This is a genomic window from uncultured Methanobrevibacter sp., from assembly GCF_900314695.1.
Taxonomy (GTDB): domain Archaea; phylum Methanobacteriota; class Methanobacteria; order Methanobacteriales; family Methanobacteriaceae; genus Methanocatella.
The window spans coordinates 1-19569 of the sequence record NZ_OMWD01000006.1; the positions used below are offsets into that span (position 1 = coordinate 1).

Annotated in this window: 11 protein-coding genes; 3 read left to right on the plus strand and 8 right to left on the minus strand. The window is 32.6% G+C overall.

What is annotated here, in order from left to right; all coding sequences use genetic code 11:
- A partial coding sequence (locus QZN45_RS02500; protein ID WP_296810870.1) for a hypothetical protein occupies positions 1-7922 on the minus strand: 7922 nt, incomplete at its 3' end.
- Positions 7923-8691: 769 nt separating this feature from the next.
- Entirely contained in the window at positions 8692-9567 is an 876-nt protein-coding gene (locus QZN45_RS02505) for a hypothetical protein (RefSeq protein ID WP_296810873.1), read from the minus strand.
- Positions 9568-9976: 409 nt separating this feature from the next.
- Between QZN45_RS02505 and QZN45_RS02510 the strand changes: the two genes are divergently transcribed.
- The gene (locus QZN45_RS02510) at positions 9977-11089 is read left to right on the plus strand and encodes a radical SAM protein (RefSeq protein ID WP_292609627.1); all 1113 of its coding nucleotides are present in this window, start codon (positions 9977-9979) and stop codon (positions 11087-11089) included.
- Between the two features lie 185 nt (positions 11090-11274).
- On the opposite strand, the gene QZN45_RS02515 is transcribed toward QZN45_RS02510, so the two are convergent.
- The 3 genes from QZN45_RS02515 to QZN45_RS02525 form a co-directional block, all read right to left on the minus strand.
- Positions 11275-11871, minus strand: a complete 597-nt coding sequence (locus tag QZN45_RS02515) for an AAA family ATPase (RefSeq protein WP_296810877.1) — start codon at positions 11869-11871, stop codon at positions 11275-11277.
- Complete coding sequence (locus QZN45_RS02520; protein ID WP_292609630.1) at positions 11872-12648, minus strand: ParA family protein; 777 nt, start codon at positions 12646-12648, stop codon at positions 11872-11874.
- Between the two features lie 586 nt (positions 12649-13234).
- On the minus strand, positions 13235-14539 hold the full coding sequence (locus QZN45_RS02525) for a TrpB-like pyridoxal phosphate-dependent enzyme (protein WP_292609632.1): 1305 nt from the start codon (positions 14537-14539) through the stop codon (positions 13235-13237).
- Between the two features lie 91 nt (positions 14540-14630).
- Between QZN45_RS02525 and QZN45_RS02530 the strand changes: the two genes are divergently transcribed.
- Both QZN45_RS02530 and QZN45_RS02535 read left to right on the plus strand, forming a co-directional pair.
- Positions 14631-15659, plus strand: coding sequence for a DUF1786 domain-containing protein (locus tag QZN45_RS02530; RefSeq protein ID WP_296810879.1), 1029 nt, complete (start codon positions 14631-14633; stop codon positions 15657-15659).
- Between the two features lie 5 nt (positions 15660-15664).
- The gene (locus tag QZN45_RS02535; RefSeq protein ID WP_296810882.1) at positions 15665-16324 is read left to right on the plus strand and encodes a PHP domain-containing protein; all 660 of its coding nucleotides are present in this window, start codon (positions 15665-15667) and stop codon (positions 16322-16324) included.
- A gap of 7 nt (positions 16325-16331) precedes the next feature.
- Here QZN45_RS02535 and albA read toward each other — a convergent pair whose 3' ends face one another.
- The 3 genes from albA to QZN45_RS02550 form a co-directional block, all read right to left on the minus strand.
- Positions 16332-16607, minus strand: a complete 276-nt coding sequence (gene albA, locus QZN45_RS02540) for a DNA-binding protein Alba (RefSeq protein ID WP_292609637.1) — start codon at positions 16605-16607, stop codon at positions 16332-16334.
- Positions 16608-16805: 198 nt separating this feature from the next.
- On the minus strand, positions 16806-18335 hold the full coding sequence (locus QZN45_RS02545; RefSeq protein WP_296810885.1) for a 2-isopropylmalate synthase: 1530 nt from the start codon (positions 18333-18335) through the stop codon (positions 16806-16808).
- Between the two features lie 23 nt (positions 18336-18358).
- Positions 18359-19558: a PQQ-binding-like beta-propeller repeat protein gene (locus tag QZN45_RS02550; protein ID WP_296810888.1), complete on the minus strand. Its 1200-nt coding sequence runs from the start codon at positions 19556-19558 to the stop codon at positions 18359-18361.
- Between the last annotated feature and the right edge of the window lie 11 nt (positions 19559-19569).

Genomic DNA, 19569 nt, shown 5'->3' on the forward strand with positions numbered 1-19569 from the left:
TCAGTAGAGTTGTTAACAGGAGGTGGATTATTGCCAGGAGTATCGGAAGTAGTATTAGCAACATTCACAATAGTAGCATTAGTAATATTAACCTGAGTATAAATCACTAATTGCTTAGTTTCACCATTAGCCAAATCACCAACAATCCAAAGACCAGTAACTGGGTCATAATTACCACTGGAAGTAATATAAATTAATCCAGCAGGCAACTTATCAGTAACTCTAGTATTAACAGCAGCATCAGGACCTTTATTAGTCACAGTAATAGTCCAAGTAATAACCTCACCAGTCTTAACAGACTTCTTAGAAACCTCTTTAACAATATTGTTGGTTTTGTTGGAATCAGGAGTGTCACTGGTTACATTAGCCACATTTAATATTGTGGTGTTAGTAATATTTACGATAGTAGTTATTACTAAACTTGCAGATTTACCATTAGCTAAGTCTCCAACAATCCAAAGACCAGTAATAGGATCATAATTACCGTTAGCACCATTATAGATTAAGCCAGCAGGCAACTTATCAGTAACTCTTACATTCTTAGCATCAGACGGACCATTGTTGGTTACAGTAATAGTCCATGTGATTGTTTCACCGAATTTAGGGTTTTTGTTAGATACGACTTTAACAATTTCCAAATCAGCATCATCGTTTACTTTAGTAGTATTGTTTCCAATGTTGTTGTCAGTATTGTTATCCGGAGTAGTGGAATTAACAACAGCAATGTTTTCAATAGTACCATTTGAAATATCTACAATAGTTCTGATTACCAATTTTACAGTATTACCTATTTCCATATCTCCAATTAACCAAATTCCTCTAGAATAATCATAGACACCAGGACCTTCATGACCAGTGTATCTTAATCCAGCAGGCAACTTATCAGTAACGTTTACAGCTTTTGCTTTGTCAGGACCATGGTTGGTAACGATAATAGTCCAGGTAATTTCATCACCGAATTTAGGAGTAGCATTGGATACCAATTTGACAACTTCCAAATCAGCAACATCATCAACAACAGTAGTATTGTTTGTATCATTCTTTCTGTCACCAGGAGTGTCACTGGTTACGTTTGCAACGTTAACAATAGTCTTGTTGACAATGTTTGCAATAGTGGAAATCACTAACTGTTTAGATTCGCCATTAGCCAAATCACCAATAATCCAAACACCGGTGTCAGGATCATAATTACCAACTTCAGCCTTATGACTATTGTAAATTAAACCAGCAGGCAACTTATCAATAACTCTAGTGTTAACAGATTTATCAGGACCATTGTTGGTAACAGTAACAGTCCAGATTACGGTTTCACCGGTTTTTACAGTTTGTTTTGAAACTTCTTTAACAACAACCAAATCAGCTCTAGGACCAACATCAGTAGTGTTGTTACCAGGAGTACTATTACCCGGAGTATCTGAAGTTGCATTAGCAACGTTTCTGATAGTTGCATTGGTAATGTTAACCTGAGTAGTAATTACTAAACTTGCAGAAGCACCATTAGCTAAGTCTCCAACAGTCCAAATACCAGTATTGTTATTATAATTACCATCGGACTTAATGAATATTAATCCAGTAGGTAATATATCAGTTACTCTGGTGTTTACAGCTGTGTCAGGACCTTTGTTGGTTACGGTAACAGTCCAGGTAATGACTTCACCAGTTTTTACAATTTGTTTTGAAACTTCTTTAACAACAACTAAATCAGCTCTAGGATCAACATCAGTAGTGTTGTTAGCTTCGTTGTTTGTTTTATTTGGGTCATATACGTCATTGGTAACATTTACAATGTTGACTAAAGTTTTGTTGGTCACATTAACCAAAGTGGTTAAGGTCAAGGTTTGTGATTCGCCTTTAGCCAAGGATTTGATGTACCAAGTCATGTCATTTTCATCAAATATTCCATTAGTTTTTGAATAACCGGTTAATACTAAACCAGCAGGCAATTTGTCTTTTACATACACTTCCAATGCAGTGTCAGGACCTTTGTTGGTAACAACGATAGTCCATGTAATTTTATCACCGAATTTAGGATTCTTATTGGATACCAATTTGATGATTTCCAAGTCCGCTTCAGGGTCTACATCAGTAGTGTTGTTAGCTTTGTTGTTTTCAGTATTGTTATCAGGAGTAGTGGAGTTTACTACAGCAACATTTGTAATAGTTGCATTGGTAATGTTCACTAAAGTCTTAATGTTCAATACAGCCTTAGCTCCATTGGTCAAGTTACCGATAACCCAATAACCAGTATCAGGATCATATTTTCCGTTTGAATCGTCACTTTGATAGGTTAATCCTTTAGGCAATTTATCAATTACATAAGCATCAACAGCAGTATTAGGACCATTGTTGGTTACAGTAACAGTCCATGTGATTATATCACCGAAGCGAGGATTTTTATTGGATACAAATTTAATAACTTCCAAATCAGCACTTGCATCTTTAGGAACTTCAATAGTGTCATTATCCTTGTTGTTAGATTCGTTAGTATCATTGGTATCTGTGGTAACTTCTGCAACATTTGTAATGTTTTGACCGGACACATTAACTAAAGTGGTAATTAATAATGTTACCTTATTATTAACAGGTAATTTTCCGATAGTCCAAATACCAGTAGAAGGATTATAAGCACCGTTACTGTTATCACTAATCCATACTAATCCACTAGGCAATATATCATGTACACGTGTATTAACTGCATCATCAGGACCGTGATTTAAAACAGTGATATTCCATACAACTTTATCTCCTTTTTTAGGAGTTGCATTGGATACAGTTTTGATTACTTCCAAATCAGTTTGGTGGCCTACATCGACAGATGCATTATCTTCATTGTTTGTTAAGTCAGGGTCAGGAGTCTGTGAAGTTACATTTACAATGTTGGTAATAAAAGCTTTTGATGCATTAACAGTAGTATTAATGTACAATGCTCTGATTCCGCCTTTTTCAATGTCACCAATATTCCATTTGCCTGTATTCGGATCGTATGTACCATTACCCTTATGGCTTACATAAGTTAAATTAGCAGGCAATATATCAGTAGCGACAGCATTTATAGCAGTATCAGGACCGTGATTTATTACGACAATAATCCAAGTTACATTATCGCCTTTTTGAGGACTTGTATTACTTACAACTTTATAAATAGCCAAATCAGCCATTGGGTCAACATCAGTAGTGTTATTAGCTTCGTTGTTTGAAGTGTCATTGTCCGGAGTAGTGGATGTTACAACAGCAACGTTAGTAATAGTTGCGTTAGTAATGTTTACTCTTGTTGTGATTGTCAAAGTTACGGTTGCATCAATTCCCAAATCACCAATCTGCCAGATTCCCTGAGTAGGGTCATATAATCCAGGACCCTTGTGAGATATATAAACTAATTCAGCAGGCAATTTATCGTTTACAACAACATTTCTTGCGTTGTTTGGACCTTTATTGTGAACAGTTACAGTCCAGTCAATCTCATCACCGTATTTAGGAGTCTTGTTGGATACGAGTTTTATAATTTCCAAATCAGCAATAGCCGGTACGTCAATTGTTTCGTTGTCATAGTTGTTTGTTAAATCAGTATCGTAGGTTGAAGTGGTAATGTTAACTTCGTTAGTGATTTTACCAGTATCAACAACTTGAGTTGTAATATTAAATGAATGTCTTACACCAACATTCAAAGTACCGATAGACCAAACACCAGTATTATGATAGAATATACCGATATCAGGTTCAGTATGTGAAACATACTTCAAACCAGATGGTAATATGTCTTTAACTACAACGTTTCCAGCCACATTAGGACCGTTATTGACAACTGTAATAGTCCAGACAACATTATCATATTTGTTTGGAGTGAAATTATTTACTTTTTTAACTACAGCAACATCAGCTTCAGGAGGGACATTAATTCCATCTTCATCCCTGTTATTAGTTATGTTAGTATCAACAGTGGTTGAATTTACTTCTACAACATTAATAATAGTTTTATCAGTTGCATTTACTTTAGTGTAAATTTCCATGTATTGACTTTCATTTACAGCCATATTTCCAATATCCCATCTTCCGTTAGTTCCTGCATGAGAAATTTGTCCTTTAGATATATATGGCCTTTTTGTTTGAACTAAATCAGTAGGCAAATAATCTATTAAAACGACATTTTCAGCAACATTTGGACCATAATTGGTAACAACAATATACCAAGTTATTTCATCACCATAGTAAGGAGTACTGTTAGATACCCTTTTAACAACGCCAACATCAGCTTCGGTTATAACTTGAGTAAAATCATCAGCATAATTGTTGCCTAAATCACGATCATTAGAAGAATATACTGTAGCGTTATTTGAAATTGATCCAGCGTAGATTGTTACCTCAGTATTAATAATTAATGTAATGGATTCACCGTCTTTTAGAGTACCAATATCCCATCTACCACTAACAGGATTATAGTTAACTCTTGTTGAATTCACGAATATTAATCCAGCAGGTAATTTATCAATTACGTATACATTGAATGCATCATTCGGACCTTTATTTGTTACGGTAATATTCCATGAGATTGTATCGCCGTGATAGGTTTTCCTGGTTGATACTATTTTTTCGATAGTCACATCAGGATTGAAATAAACTGTATCATTATCTTCATTGTTAGTTGGATTAGGGTCCGGAGTTGAAGAATTAACAATAGCTACATTGGTAATGTTATGAGCAGAAATAGTTACTCTGGTTGGAATGATTAAATTTACTATTTCACCAACATCCATATCACCAATTGTCCAAACACCACTAGCTCTATTATAATTTCCTTTAGACGCAATAGTAGTTCCATATATATCAAGGCCATTCGGCAATACATCATTAACATAAACACCCATTGCTTTACTTGGACCGTCATTTTTAACAATAATAGTCCAATTAACCAAATCATCTTTATTTACATATTCAGATGAAGCTTCCTTAAATATACGCAAATCAGCACTAGAAGTAACATTAACTGTAGCATTTACAGGAGGGTAATCCCAAACTCTAGCTGTATTGTTCCAGATACCATCTTTCAATGCAAGTGCCTTAATAGTAATTTTAGCATGAGTTCCAGCAGAAATGTTGGTAATTTCCCAAACCTGTTGATCAGGATAACCAATAAATTTAATCAAATCTGCACCCTCTACTTTGTATTCACCAGCATATCTAATTCCTTCAGGCAATACATCATCTACCCTAACGGTCTCATTATAGAGAGTTGAGCCGACATTATATATTCTAATATAATATTCAAAATATTCTCCAGCGGAAGTATTAGTAACACTAGCCTCTTTGGTGTAGTATAAATCTACATGAATAGTCTTGTTGTCCACATTGTTGGACATGTTCCAGTCCTTTTCATCACAAGTTACATTAACGACATTGTCAAAGGTACCGAGTTCTGTGGTTTTAACTGTCAATGTTAATGTTTCTGATCCTCCATGTGGTAAGAATCCTATATACCATTCATTGTTTATTGAATCATAACTACCTCTTGTAGCTGAAGCTGAAATAAATTTTAAGGATTTAGGAAGAATATCTTTTACTCTAACGTTTGTTGCATTTGTTCCAACACCATATACTCTGATAGTAAATATGGCATTTTCCCCTACAAAGTAAACATCCTTGTTACTTGTTTTTGTAACACTTACATCTACATGAGGCAATATTCTGAATGAAGTTCTATTTTCAATAGCTGTATAAATCGTATCGTCCGGGTGAGAAGCGGTTACATCATACACGCCAGGACGATATTGACCTTCGGACAAGTTTTCCTTTTTGATTGAAAGCAAAACATTACCATACATATCAGTTTTTCCTTCATATTCATAGACCTTGTTTCCCCCATGTGTGATATTTACCTTAATAACCTGATTGTCTTCGCGGGCATCCTGATAGAGATATAATCCACCATGGCTATTTTCGACTCCGTTAACAGGATGAGTTTCATTGATGGTTGTAGTTTTTTTACCAGTAGGATACAAGTCATTCGGCTTCATATAGTAGGTTACGTTATGGAAAGAGATATCCATAATAGACCTATCGTTATAAATAGCATTTATGAGATTGTCTCCACCAACAAGAGTGACATTAACTAATGTTTCCAAATTTTCATCCCAATAGGCTTCTTGAGGTTTAGATTCGGTAAACAAGAAATAACTCCATGCTTGATTATCTTCAAATGTATCGTCAATTAATGTCAAGTCTTCTCCCCTATTGTAGATTGCAGACCCATTACGTGCAGTATTGTGCTTGAATCTTGAATAGGAAATAGTATTGTTTGCACCATCAATATAAACAGCACCACCAAGTCCATAATCTGTATTGGTAGAACTTGGGATAGCATTATTGTAGGTAAAATCGGAATATAAAATTCTTGCATTGTCACCTATGGTATGAACTGCACCACCATGCCTTGAAGCATTGTTATTTGTGAATTTTGTGTTGTAAATGTAAGTGTCTTTACCTTCAACATAAATTCCAGCACCCCCATGGGAAGCAACATTTCCATTAAATATGGAATCAGAACAGTTGAAATAGTTACCTTCAATATATACTGTACCCATATCTGATTGGTGATTTGTGAAACTGGATCCATCTATGGAAGCGTGATTACCTTCCACATAGATTGCAGCACCCTTACCGTTGATAGCAAAGTTATCGTCAAATGTACAGTCAATTGCACTATTATAATGACCGGTAATGTGCACTGCTCCACCTTCTTCAGAACCTGTGTTGTTGTAGAAATAACAATTCTTCATAGTATTGTAATGACCTTGAGTATTATTACCATCTAAACCATGCCTAATACCTCCAACCATGAAAGCAGCACCTTGTTTAGCTGAATTGTTTATGAAATTACAATTTTCAACATTCAAATAATCCTGACTGGAACCTATTGCTCCACCCCATTCAGTAGCTTCACAATTAATAAAATTACAATTAATTATGTTACTATGATGATTTGAATTTGTATTAGTACCATGAACATATATAGCTCCACCAATACCTGCTCTACAATTTATAAAGTCAGAATTGGTAATGTTAACAGTATTACCTGATCTTCCTGCAACACAAATTGCACCAGAATGTCTAGTAGTAGTACAATTATTGAAAAGAGAATTATTAACTTCAGAATTGTACAGAACAAGCATTGCTCCATATTCAAAATAATCCGGATTATATGGATATCTAGAAGTTAAGTTAATGAATTTACATCCTTCAAATTTAGTATAATTAGCTGTACCAAAAGCCATAGGGAAAGACATATTTATAAAATTAACATCAGTAAAAGTAGAATTTTTAAAATTTATAGGCCAACCTGTAGCTGTATAATAAAAATTTTGGAAAGTAACATTAACTAATTTACAATTGTTTATACCAAATCCAGCACTCACCGTAGAGGAAGGATTTAGAACTCCATTAATAATAGTAATAGCCTTATTTGTTCCAAGATTTCCAGGATTAGTTCCATTATAAGTTTTACCACCCAAATCAATTGTATCTCCATCTTGTGCTTTTTCAATCTCAATATGAATATCATGGAAAGTTGTTCCGTTTGGAGTAAAAGTCTTATTAGCACCTAAAACATTATTATTGTTGGAAGCTCCTAACACAGGACCTCCTTTTTTACTCATTTTTAAAGATCCTTTTACGTTAGAATCAGTTACATTAATAATTTCATCTGAACTTGATGATATCTTTTCAACATTCGTATCATCAGCAGACGTCTCCGTATCTATTGTCTCAACTTCCTGAACTGTTGAATCAGGAACTGAAACAACCTGTTCATGTGGAACTAGAGTTAAATCGCTAGCGTCTGCAGTACCATTTTCAACTGCTGAAACAGATCCAACAGCAAAAATCATCGCAATCATTAAAGCGATTACTAAAAGTTTCGCATAAATTTTCATGTTTTACCTCATTTAAGTCTAAATAAATTTTTTATTTAAATTTTCCTGAGAAAAACCTGCATACGAATATTACTTATATATATTAAAATTAAGAATTGAATATGAAAGAAGTATACGATGTATACTAAAAAATATTATCTTTTTAATCATATATAAAGTTTTCTAAAAAATCAACAAAAATAGCTAAAATTGAAATTTTATTAAAATATATTTTTTAATAAAATATCCTGTATAATAAATAATATATTGAGTTAAAATAACTAATTTCTATCAGCCATATGAAAACCATTTACCGATCTAAAATAACTGATATGACACCATTGCCAAATTAAACCAAAACCCAAGCACAAAGAATCATTAACCCTAATAATTCAAAACGATTGAACCGATTTTAGTTATTTAATCCACATATATTTATTACAATTATTCTATCAGAAAAACCCCTGATAAAGGTCAAATTTCATTTCTTCTACAAAACCATCCCAATAAACTCAGACAGTCATTAATATATTCAACAGCAATTTACCATAAAACTACTTAAATTATTCAATCCACATATTATTTATCTTTGATATATTCAACAGCAATTTACCATAAATCTACTTTAATCCACATTATATTAATTTCAATTATTCTATCAGATAAACCCCTGATAAAGGTCAAATTTCATTTCTTCTACAAAACCATCCCAATAAACTCAGACAGTCATTAATATATTCAACAGCAATTACCATAAAACTATACATTACAACAAATTTTCACAAAAAGATCAGCAGCAGTCAAAATCACCACCAAAAAAAAGATTCGACACCAAAAAGTCACAAGAAATAGAAGCATTAAAACAAGGATTTAAATTAAAACAATAAGAAGTAGTTACAAAAAAGATTAAATTCTCATCACCAATAACTGAGTTATCGATGCTAAAAACAAAATCAGTTGTAATCTTATCTGCACAAATAATTACATCACCGTCTACATTATCGGCAAAATTATCCGCAAAGATAAATCTAATATCATTATTGATTAAAAGATTATTTTTTAATTCTAAAACTTTCGTTAAACTACGCTTGAAACTGTTCGTTTTAAAACAGCTAGCTTCCATATACACATCACTAACAACAATGAGATTGTTATAACTAATTTCAGAATTAACTAAAGAACCTTGATTAATAATACTAATATCATCTATTATTTGTTCACAACCACTATCCTCATTGACATCATTACAATTATTATGATTTATATTTTCAACAACGTTTTCACAATATAAATCAGTGATTTTTTCATCATCATTGTTTTCTTCAATGACATCATGAGTTTCAACTACAGAACATTCAGTTTGTTCTGGTATTATTATAATATTAGTATCTTCATCACTTTCCTCAATTTCAGATTGATCTTGAACTGGAGTATCTTGCGAACTCACTTCAATATCATCTGCAACTTCAGAACTAGGAGATACATCTACCTGAGCTTGATTCATTTCTTCAATTGAATCAGTCTCTTCGACAATGACTTCATCATTTGGATCTTCATATTCAATAAAGAAAGCTTCGCTAGAATCTTCCGCAGCAATAGCTGGAAGCAATACTAAAACTAACATAAATAAAATGGATAATTTTAATATTCTAGATTTGAAGTTCATTATCGACACCTTTCATATTTCATTCATTTTTTCTTATATAATATAATTAATATTGTAAAACAATATTTTTCTCACAGTTATTATTGATAATAATTTTCGCAACTACTTCAAATAATAACTGATGTTATGTAATTTTCTTATCATATATATACTTTACAACTAAACATTAAATTTAATATGAAATATACAAACAGTTATCTATTTGATATATTTTATCGAACAGTTCAACATTTAATGAAAAAATAGATATTTTCAAAATATTACAAAGTTAACTGGATATCATTCAATGTTTAAAAAAAATTACATAAAAATATTAAATGATTTCTAGAAATCTTAAAGTCAGAATTTTCTATCAGTAAAATATATTGTAAACAAAATTAATAATTAGCATAAAGTATATAGTAAGTCTATGAGTACTTTGGAAAAGATGAAAATCCTAACAGATTCAGCACAATATGACCTTTGTGACTATGTCAGCCACAATAAGAGTTCACAAGTCAATTTGCCAGGAATCTATGAAGCAATTGGGCATAACGGATGTAAAATACCCCTTTTCAAAACTCTTTTAACAAACAAATGTAAAAACGATTGCAAGTACTGTATCAACCAGTCAAAAAGAAATTTTACCCGTCTTGAACTGTCACCAGAGGAGCTTGCCAAGGCATTTCTTGGATATTATAATAGAGGATTGGTTAATGGTCTTTTTTTAAGTTCAGGCATAAGCGGTGATGTGGATGAAACAATGGAAAAACAGGTTGAAACAGTTAGTATCCTAAGAAAAAAATATGGATATGACGATTACATTCATCTTAAAGTCGTTCCGGGGGCAAGCAAGGATTCCATTAAAAGGGCAATGGCACTGGCAAATAGGGTAAGCATCAATATTGAAGCTGCAACACCATCCGGACTTGCGGAACTTTCATCGACAAAAGACTATAACAAGGATATACTGAAAAGATTATCCTGGATCAACAGTCTACAAAACAAAAGTACAACATATCCAAATTCTACTCACACTACTCAATTGATTGTCGGTGCGAACGGAGAAAGTGACAAGGAAATTCTTGAGAGAATGGAAAAAATATACAAAAAATCAGACTTGAAAAGAACATATTTTTCAGCATTCACCCCTATTGAAGAGACAGAATTTTCAAAAAAAGAGGCATGTTCAACCGATAGAACCGCTAAATTATATAATGCAGATAGCTTGCTTAACGATTATCATTATAATGTTAAGGAATTGATATTTGATGAAAATGACAAGTTATCTTTGACACAAGATCCAAAGATTCTAGCGGCAAAAAATATGGACATATTTCCTGTAGAAATCAACAGAGCACCACTAGTAGAACTTATAAGAGTTCCAGGAATTGGTGTAAAATCTGCACGGGAAATAATTTCTATTCGCAAAAAAATGCCTTTTACATCAGAACAGCAACTTAAAAAATTGGGTGTTGTAGTCGAAAGGGCAAAGCCTTATATAAAAATTGATGGGGAATATCAAACTACTTTTGATTTTTAAGTTTGTAATAGTTTATCTCAATATTTATAAGCCATTACCATTGAATTATTGAAAAAAGAATCAATAATTATTATATGAAAAAAATTATTATACATTGACATCTCAAAAATATACAATATATAATTTCAAGTGTAAAAATAACTATAATAAAATATATTGAATATGAAATTCAAAAAAATAAGTAATTATAAATCTTCAAACAATGCCCAGATTTCAGGATATTTTTTAGAAACAGCTTCCTCTATTAATATAGAAGCTTCCTTTGATATACTGAATTCAGGTTCTGTTTTTCTTAAATATCTAAAAACAGCTGAAGATCTTGATGACCAAAGAGTAATTCTCGGATTTTTATCAACTATTTGTTTAACTTCAGCTATGTGTTCTTCTTGGATTTTGACTTCTGGTGATGTCTGTACGCTTTCTTCGCTACGTATATCGCTATCGTTGTCTTCGGATGTTTTATTAACTTCGCTAATTTCAGTATCTTCATTTTGAGAAACCACCTCTTCAATTTCTTCTTCCTCTTCTTCTACTGATTCTTCTTCTTGAGATGCTTCTTTTTGGACTTCTTCCTTTTGAGATTCCATTTCCGCTTCTATCTGTTCAAAAATATTTTCCTTTTGAGGAGATTCTTCATTCTCTGAAGTTTTCACATCATTGCCGGAATCTTCATTTTCATTTAACATATCTTCAAGTGATTGAGGTGAATTACTATCAAAATCTTCATTATAGAAATCCGGAATTAATGAATCCAAACCTTTTCCAAGACCTTTTCTAGCCATCTAATCCTCTCCATCTCTTTTAAGAATCTCTTTTGCTAATTTTAAATAAGCTTTAGTACCAGTACTATCTGGATCATAAATTAAACAAGGTTTTCCAAAACTAGGGGCTTCAGCCAATCTGATATTCCTTGGAATAATTGTCTTAAACAATAAATCAGTACCACCAAAGTAATTTTTGAGTTCCTTATGTACATCTTTACTAAGTCTAGTTCTCTTATCATATAGAGTTAGGAGAATTCCTTTAATAGGTGTTGGACTTCTAAGTCTTTTTTCAACTAATTTTATTGTATTAATTAAATCAGCGACTCCTTCCAAAGCATAATACTCAGCTTGGATAGGTATCAAAACACTATCGGAAGCTACTAATGCATTGACAGTAATTACACCTAATGAAGGAGGTAAATCAATGAAAATGTAGTCAAATAAAGGTATGACATCTTTTAAGGTATCTTTTAATACAACATGGTAATTTTCACGTTTGGAAAGTTCCATTCCTGCACCACTAAGAGATATATTACTTGGGATAATAAACAAATTTTTTATAAACGTAGGAATTGTTGCTTTTTTAATACTAATATCTCCTATGATAGCATCATAAATTGTATTTTCTATCTTAGTTTTATCAATCCCAAAACTGGTTGTAGCATTAGCTTGAGGATCCATATCGACAACTAAAACAGATTTACCCATTACAGCTAGAGATGTTGCAGTATTTACAACAGTAGTTGTTTTTCCACAACCCCCTTTTTGATTCATAACCGCTATTACTTCACTCATTAAAGAATTCTCCTATATCTGATAAGTTTTAAGTTATCAGTTATGATTTATAACTTAAAAATTTAAAGTTCTAAAGAATAACGTTGAAGTTATCCAGTATATGTTAAAAGGATTAAGTTATTACTTTTAATTTAAAACTTAAAGGAAATAATTTATCAGTTCTAACTTCTAAGGGATAGGAATTAAGTTTTAAGTTAAAACTTCTAAATTATAAAAAATAAGTTTTAAGAAATAACTTATCATAACTAACTTTTAACAAATAAGTTATATTTTATAACTTCTATCTTATAAAGTATTTGTTTTCACAAATAAGTTTTCAGTTATTTGTTAACACTTTGAAGTTATTAGAGATAAGTAATAAGTTATAAGTTATAACAAACAAAAAAATAAAAATAAAAAAATAACAGAATTATGGCAAATTAAAACATAATTAAATCAATAAAATAAATTAAAAAACAAATATCTAATTTTAAAAATTATTAAAAAATTATAAAGAGATAAATAAAAAACAAAAATATTAAAAGAATGATTTCAAGTGTAAAGTTATAACTTATAACTAATATCAAAGAAAAAAAATAATGAAGGATTATTTAGCATCAAGCATATTTCCTTCAAAGTAACTTGCATAACCTTTTAAGTCCAACATTCCATGACCTGAGAAGTTTAAAACTATTGTTTTTTCTTCACCAGTTTCTTTGCATTTAATAGCTTCATCAATAGCAACTTTAATGGCATGAGTAGTTTCAGGAGCAGGCAATACACCTTCATTACGTGCAAAAGTAATTCCTGCTTCAAATACCTCTCTTTGATGAGCAGATCTAGGTTCAATATAACCTTCTTTAGTTAAAAGTGAAACTTGTGGAGACATACCGTGATATCTTAATCCTCCTGCATGAACTGAAGGAGCGACAAAATCATGGCCTAAAGTAAACATTTTAAGCATTGGAGTAAATCCGCTAACGTCACCGAAGTCATATTCATAACTTCCTTGAGTCAAAGTAGGACATGCACTAGGTTCAACAGCAATAAATTGGGTATCAGAATTACCATCAATCTTATCCTTGATGAATGGGAATAATGAACCGGCAAAGTTACTACCTCCGCCTGCACATGCAATCATGACATCAGGTTCCTCTTCAGCAATTTCCAATTGAGTTTTTAATTCCTGGCCGATGACAGTTTGATGTAGCATTACTTGATTTAAAACACTTCCTAAAGTGTATTTGACTTCATCATTAGCCAAAGCCTCTTCCATCGCTTCAGAAATTGCTACACCTAGTGAACCAGGATGGTCTGGATTTTCAGCCAGTATTTGACGTCCGATTTCGGTATTTTCACTTGGAGATGCATAAACATTACCGTTGTAAATGTTCATGATATTTTTCCTGTCAGGCTTTTGGTCAAAAGAAACTCTAACCATATAAACAGTACAATCCAAATCCAATAAATTACATGCAAGAGATAAAGCAGTACCCCATTGGCCCGCACCGGTTTCTGTAGTTAATCTTTCAACACCTTCCTTTTTAGCAAAATATGCTTGAGGAATAGCGGAGTTTAACTTATGGGAACCCGTAGGCGAAGTATCCTCCCGCTTGTAATAAATCTTAGCTGGAGTATTCAAATACTCTTCTAGATTTGTAGCTCTAAATAAAGGTGAAGGACGTCCCATTTTCATATAAAGTTCCCTGACTTCATTAGGGATTTTAATATATCTTTCTTGGGAAAATTCCTGCTCCAATCCGGCTTTGGTAAAAGCTTTTTGAAGGGAAGCAATTTGGTCTTTTCCTTCACTGTTTTTAGGCATTGGAAGTTCAACAGGCAAGTCAGCATTAATATTGTACCATTGTGTAGGCACATCGTCAGATGATAAAGTAATTTTATAATGTTTCATAATAATAGTTGTATTAATGTACTATTTAAATCTTTGTTGTACAAATATGTACACTTTAAATATTAATAATATAAAAAACAATTTAAAAAACATGAGAATTTTAGCTATTGATGTCGGAACCGGAACACAGGACATGATGATTTATGATACAGAAAAAGAACTGGAAAATTCCATAAAACTAGTTTTACCTTCCCCACACCTTTATATCTCCCAACAAATCAGGGAAATTGAAAATGACATCTATTTTAAAGGAGAAATTATGGGTGGAGGAAAAATCAAAAAAACCATATTGGAACACATGGAAAAAGGATACAAAGTAGTGATGGAATCCAAGTGTGCAAAAACAATACGTGATGATTTAAATCAAGTAAAATCATATGGAATTGAAATAGCTGATGATAATAAGGATTATAAGGACTATACAAAAATTACAATGGGCGACATCAACCTTACAAAATTAGCAAATTTTTTATTGGGCTATGATTTGGAATTTGACTTTGACAAGATTGCAATTGCAGTTCAAGACCATGGATACAATGAGAACATGGGCGACAGGGATTTCAGATTTGAAAAAATAAGAGAAAAAATCTCAAATCCTATTTCACCTCTTGAATTTGGTTTTACTGATGACCTTCCGGAATATTATACCAGAATGCAGGCAGTAAGAAGAACAATAAAAAATGAAGGAATAGAAGAAATTCCATTGCTGATGGATACAAAATTCGCGTCAATAGCTGGAATGTGTTACGATGAAATAGCTAAGGAATTAAACAGTTTTATTGTAATTGATATTGGAAACGGACATACTACAGCCGCATCTATTGAAGATGGAAAAATCCAAGGAGTATTTGAACATCACACTTCTAGTCTGACTGGAGAATCTCTGGAAAGATACATCAAAAGATTGGCTTCAGGTGAGATAACAAATAAAGAGGTTTACGATGACCATGGGCATGGAGCACACGTTTTAAATCCGATATCAAAAATCGAAAAGGTTATAGTAAGCGGACCTAAAAGAGAACTGATAGAAAAGACAAATCTTGACTGGCATCATGCAGCTCCAGGAGGAGACGTGATGATGACAGGTACAGTAGGATTAATAAAAACCATATTAGGATAGATAAAATGCTTAAAATGGACTCCCACATTCACAGTGAATATTCACCGGATTCAAACTCAAAAATCGATGATATTTTAAAAACTGCAAAAAAAGAAAATATCGACATAATAGCAATAAGCGATCACAATACCGTAGATGGAACAAGTGAAGTTTTAAGAAAAACAAGAAACACTGATATATTGGCAATTCCTTCCATAGAAGTTTCTTCAAGTATGGGCCATATTCTTGGATTTGGGTGTGAGGAAAACATACCTCGTGATTTAAGTCCTCAAGAAACAATAGATAAAATTCATGATTTGGGTGGTCTTGCAATAATACCACATCCATACTGTTTTTACAGACATGGCCTTCTTCATAAAACAGACTATAAAGATTTGAAAATTGATGCAATTGAAACAAAAAATGCCAGATTTATTGTAGGATACTGTAACAATAAAGCAAAAAATTTATCAATCAAAGAAAATATTCCTGCATTGGGAGCAAGTGATGCCCACTATTTTAAATTTGTCGGCGATTGCTATAGTTTAATAGATTGTGAAAAGGATATAGATGATGTTCTAAAGGCAATAAAAAAAAATTGTGTAGAGGCTCATGGAAAAGGAACATCAAATATTTATCTTTCAAAATATTTATTTGAAAAAAATGTTCTAAAGAAATTTGATTAAAAAGAGATTAATCACTCTTTTCAATTAAAATTTCTATTATAGAAACATTGGTTTTTTCATGGTTGTAGTTTTCAATTTCTTCTGTAGAAATTTGAATATCTGTAACATCAGATTCGGGAACGAATCTGTTACGAACAATTTCAGCGGCATCAACAGCACGACTTATGGCTTTTCCTCTAGCTCTTAAAGTAACGCTGTTGGAACCTTCATTGAACTGTGTGACCACCGCTAAAACATAATTCATTACAGGTTTACTACCAACAAAAATTGTATTATTTTCCATATTAAACTCACCATATAAATATTAGTGATTAATGTATATAAAATTTTACATAGAAATCAAAATATTGAATTAAACAACCTAAAATAAAAATTAAAAATGTTTAAAAAAGATACAGATAAAATATAGATTTGTAAAATCTAAAAAAAGAAAAAAAAATAAAATGAATATTGATTAATTTTTAAATATAAATTGATTTAATCAAGACCTTTGGATCAGAAGCAATTTATTTATAGAATCTAGAACCGCTAATATACTTGCCATTACTATATCCTGGTTTGTTGACCGTCCAGTTGATTTATTGCCATGAGAATCTGAACTGATAACGAAAACTTCAGCCAATGCATCAGTACCGCCTGTAATAGCTTCCAAATTATACTCTTCAAGTTCAACATCGATTGAATCCTGAATCAAATTTCTGATTGCATTTAATGCAGCATCAACAGGCCCGACACCTGTGCTTGCAGTTTCCTTTTCAACCCCATCTATTTCAAGTTTTACCGTTGCAGTAGGAGAAACGATTGCTCCGGAAGACAAACTTAAACCTTTAATGACTATTGGAGTTTCACGAGCGGAACCGAGTTCAGTGGTAGCAATAGCAATCAAATCATCATCTGTGACACATTTGCCGCTATCGCCCAAAGATTTGATTTCTTCGAAAACCTTACAAAACTGATCATCATTCAAATCAATATGGTATTCTTTTAATTTGGATTTTAAAGCGTTTGCTCCAGTGTGTTTTCCTAAAACTATACGTCTTGAATGGCCTACAAGTTCAGGTGACATTGGCTCATATGTATTGGCATTATTTAAAATTCCATGAACATGAATTCCTGATTCATGAGCAAATGCATTGTCACCAACAATCGGCTTATTGACTGGCATTTTAACACCAGTAAAACGGCCAACCAAATGAGATAAACTATATAATCTGGTAGTGTCCAAACCCAAATCTATACCGTAGGCTACTTTAAGGGTAATGACCAATTCTTCTAAGGAGCAGTTACCTGTTCTTTCACCCAAACCGTTGACGGTAACATGAGCCTGATTTGCACCGCATTCAATGGCTGTCAAAGAGTTTGCAGTTGCAAGACCGAAATCATTATGGAAATGTACACTGATAGGTGCTGAAAAGTTATTCCTAATATCAGTTATTAACTCCCGTGTAAAGACCGGAGTCAGAACCCCTACAGTATCCGGAACATCCAAAAAATCAGCACCGGCATCCACAACAGAATTGAAGACTTCAAATAAAAAATCTCTTTCAGTTCTTGTTGCATCCTCTGCAGAAAATTCAACAGTCAAACCATGGTCTTTGGCATATTCAACAGCATTTACAGCAGTTTCGATAATTGCCTGTTTAGACATCTTAAGCTTATAGTCACGATGCAATGGAGAAGTGCCTATAAAAGTGTGAACATAGTCCAAATCTGATTCAATAACTGCATCAATATCCCTTTCAAGAGAACGTGCCAAACCAACCAAAGTTGAATCCAAACTTAGAGAATTAATTCTTTTAGCAGATTCAATTTCGCCTTTGGAAGAAGCAGGGAATCCCACTTCAATTTTATCCACACCCAAATTATTGAGCTTTTGGGCTATTTGCATTTTCTCATCGACAGTAAGGGCCACCCCAGGGGTCTGTTCACCGTCCCTTAACGTTGTATCAAAAATATAAATTTTATCTGAAAGATTCATGTCTTCCTTTTTAATGGTTTCAATATTTTTCATTTAACATCCTCTAAAGATTTAAATCATTTTTTTAATTTTTTAACGACTACAACAGCAACAATTAATACAACAATCAAAACACCGATTGAATAGTATAATTGCATGGATCCTGGAACTTCATATTTTTCAATATTTAATGAATAGAAGTTGCCAGAATCATCACCGAAGAATAAACTGTTTCCATTAATTGCCGGTGAAGAGGTAATTTTAGAGTTGAATAAAAATGTTCCCGGATTATATGTGAACTCTTCCAAACCTGTGTATTTGTTCAATACATAAAAATTACCGTTATTTGAACCGAATGCAATTAAATTTTTCTTTAATGCTGGAGTTGATTGAATCTTATCTCCTGCATGATGACTCCATTTGACAGTTCCATCACGAGTGTCAATACATGTAAGATTTCCCTCATCAGAACCTACAAAGACACTGTTATCATTTTCATCAATGGTTGGAGAAGAGATAATCTTATTGTTTAAATCTACCTTCCAGTTTAAGGCCCCATCGGATTCATTCAAACAGTATAGATTTCCATCAGTGGAACCGAAAATTATTGTTTCGTTTACATAACTAGGTGAAGACAAAATTTCATCACCTGTTGTGTAATCCCAATTCTTTTCTTTGTCTGTTCCAACACTATATAATTTACCGTTATTTGAACCGATATAGATAGAATCATTGACAACAATTGGAGATGACTTGAATTTTCCATCCAATTTTTTATTTAAAACAACTTTACCGTTGTCTTTGTCAAGGCCATATAAATGTCCGTCATCACATCCAAAATAGACAACGTCATCATAGAAAAATGGGGTTGACTGGACATCATTGCAATCATATTCCCATGAAACTTTATGGGTGTTAATATTTACGGCTTTGATTCCATCTTCACATCCAATATATAACCTATTGGAATGGACAATAGGGGATGAATTGGTCTTTGACTTTAAATCAAGTTTCCATTCTTCATGACCTTTTTCCATATTAATAGCTTTTAACATTCCATCATCGGAAACCACATAAATGTAGTCCTTATAAATCGCCGGAGAACAATGGACAGGAGATTCCATATTAAAAGTCCAAAGATTAGTTACAAAACCTGATTCTCCATCCCTGTAAGCTGAATGGTCAACATCTCCAGCAAATGAATCCCAATTTTCAGCAGCGATTGGAGACAGACATAAAACACAAATGATTAAAGCAATTAGCAATTTTTTATACACTTAAAAACCTC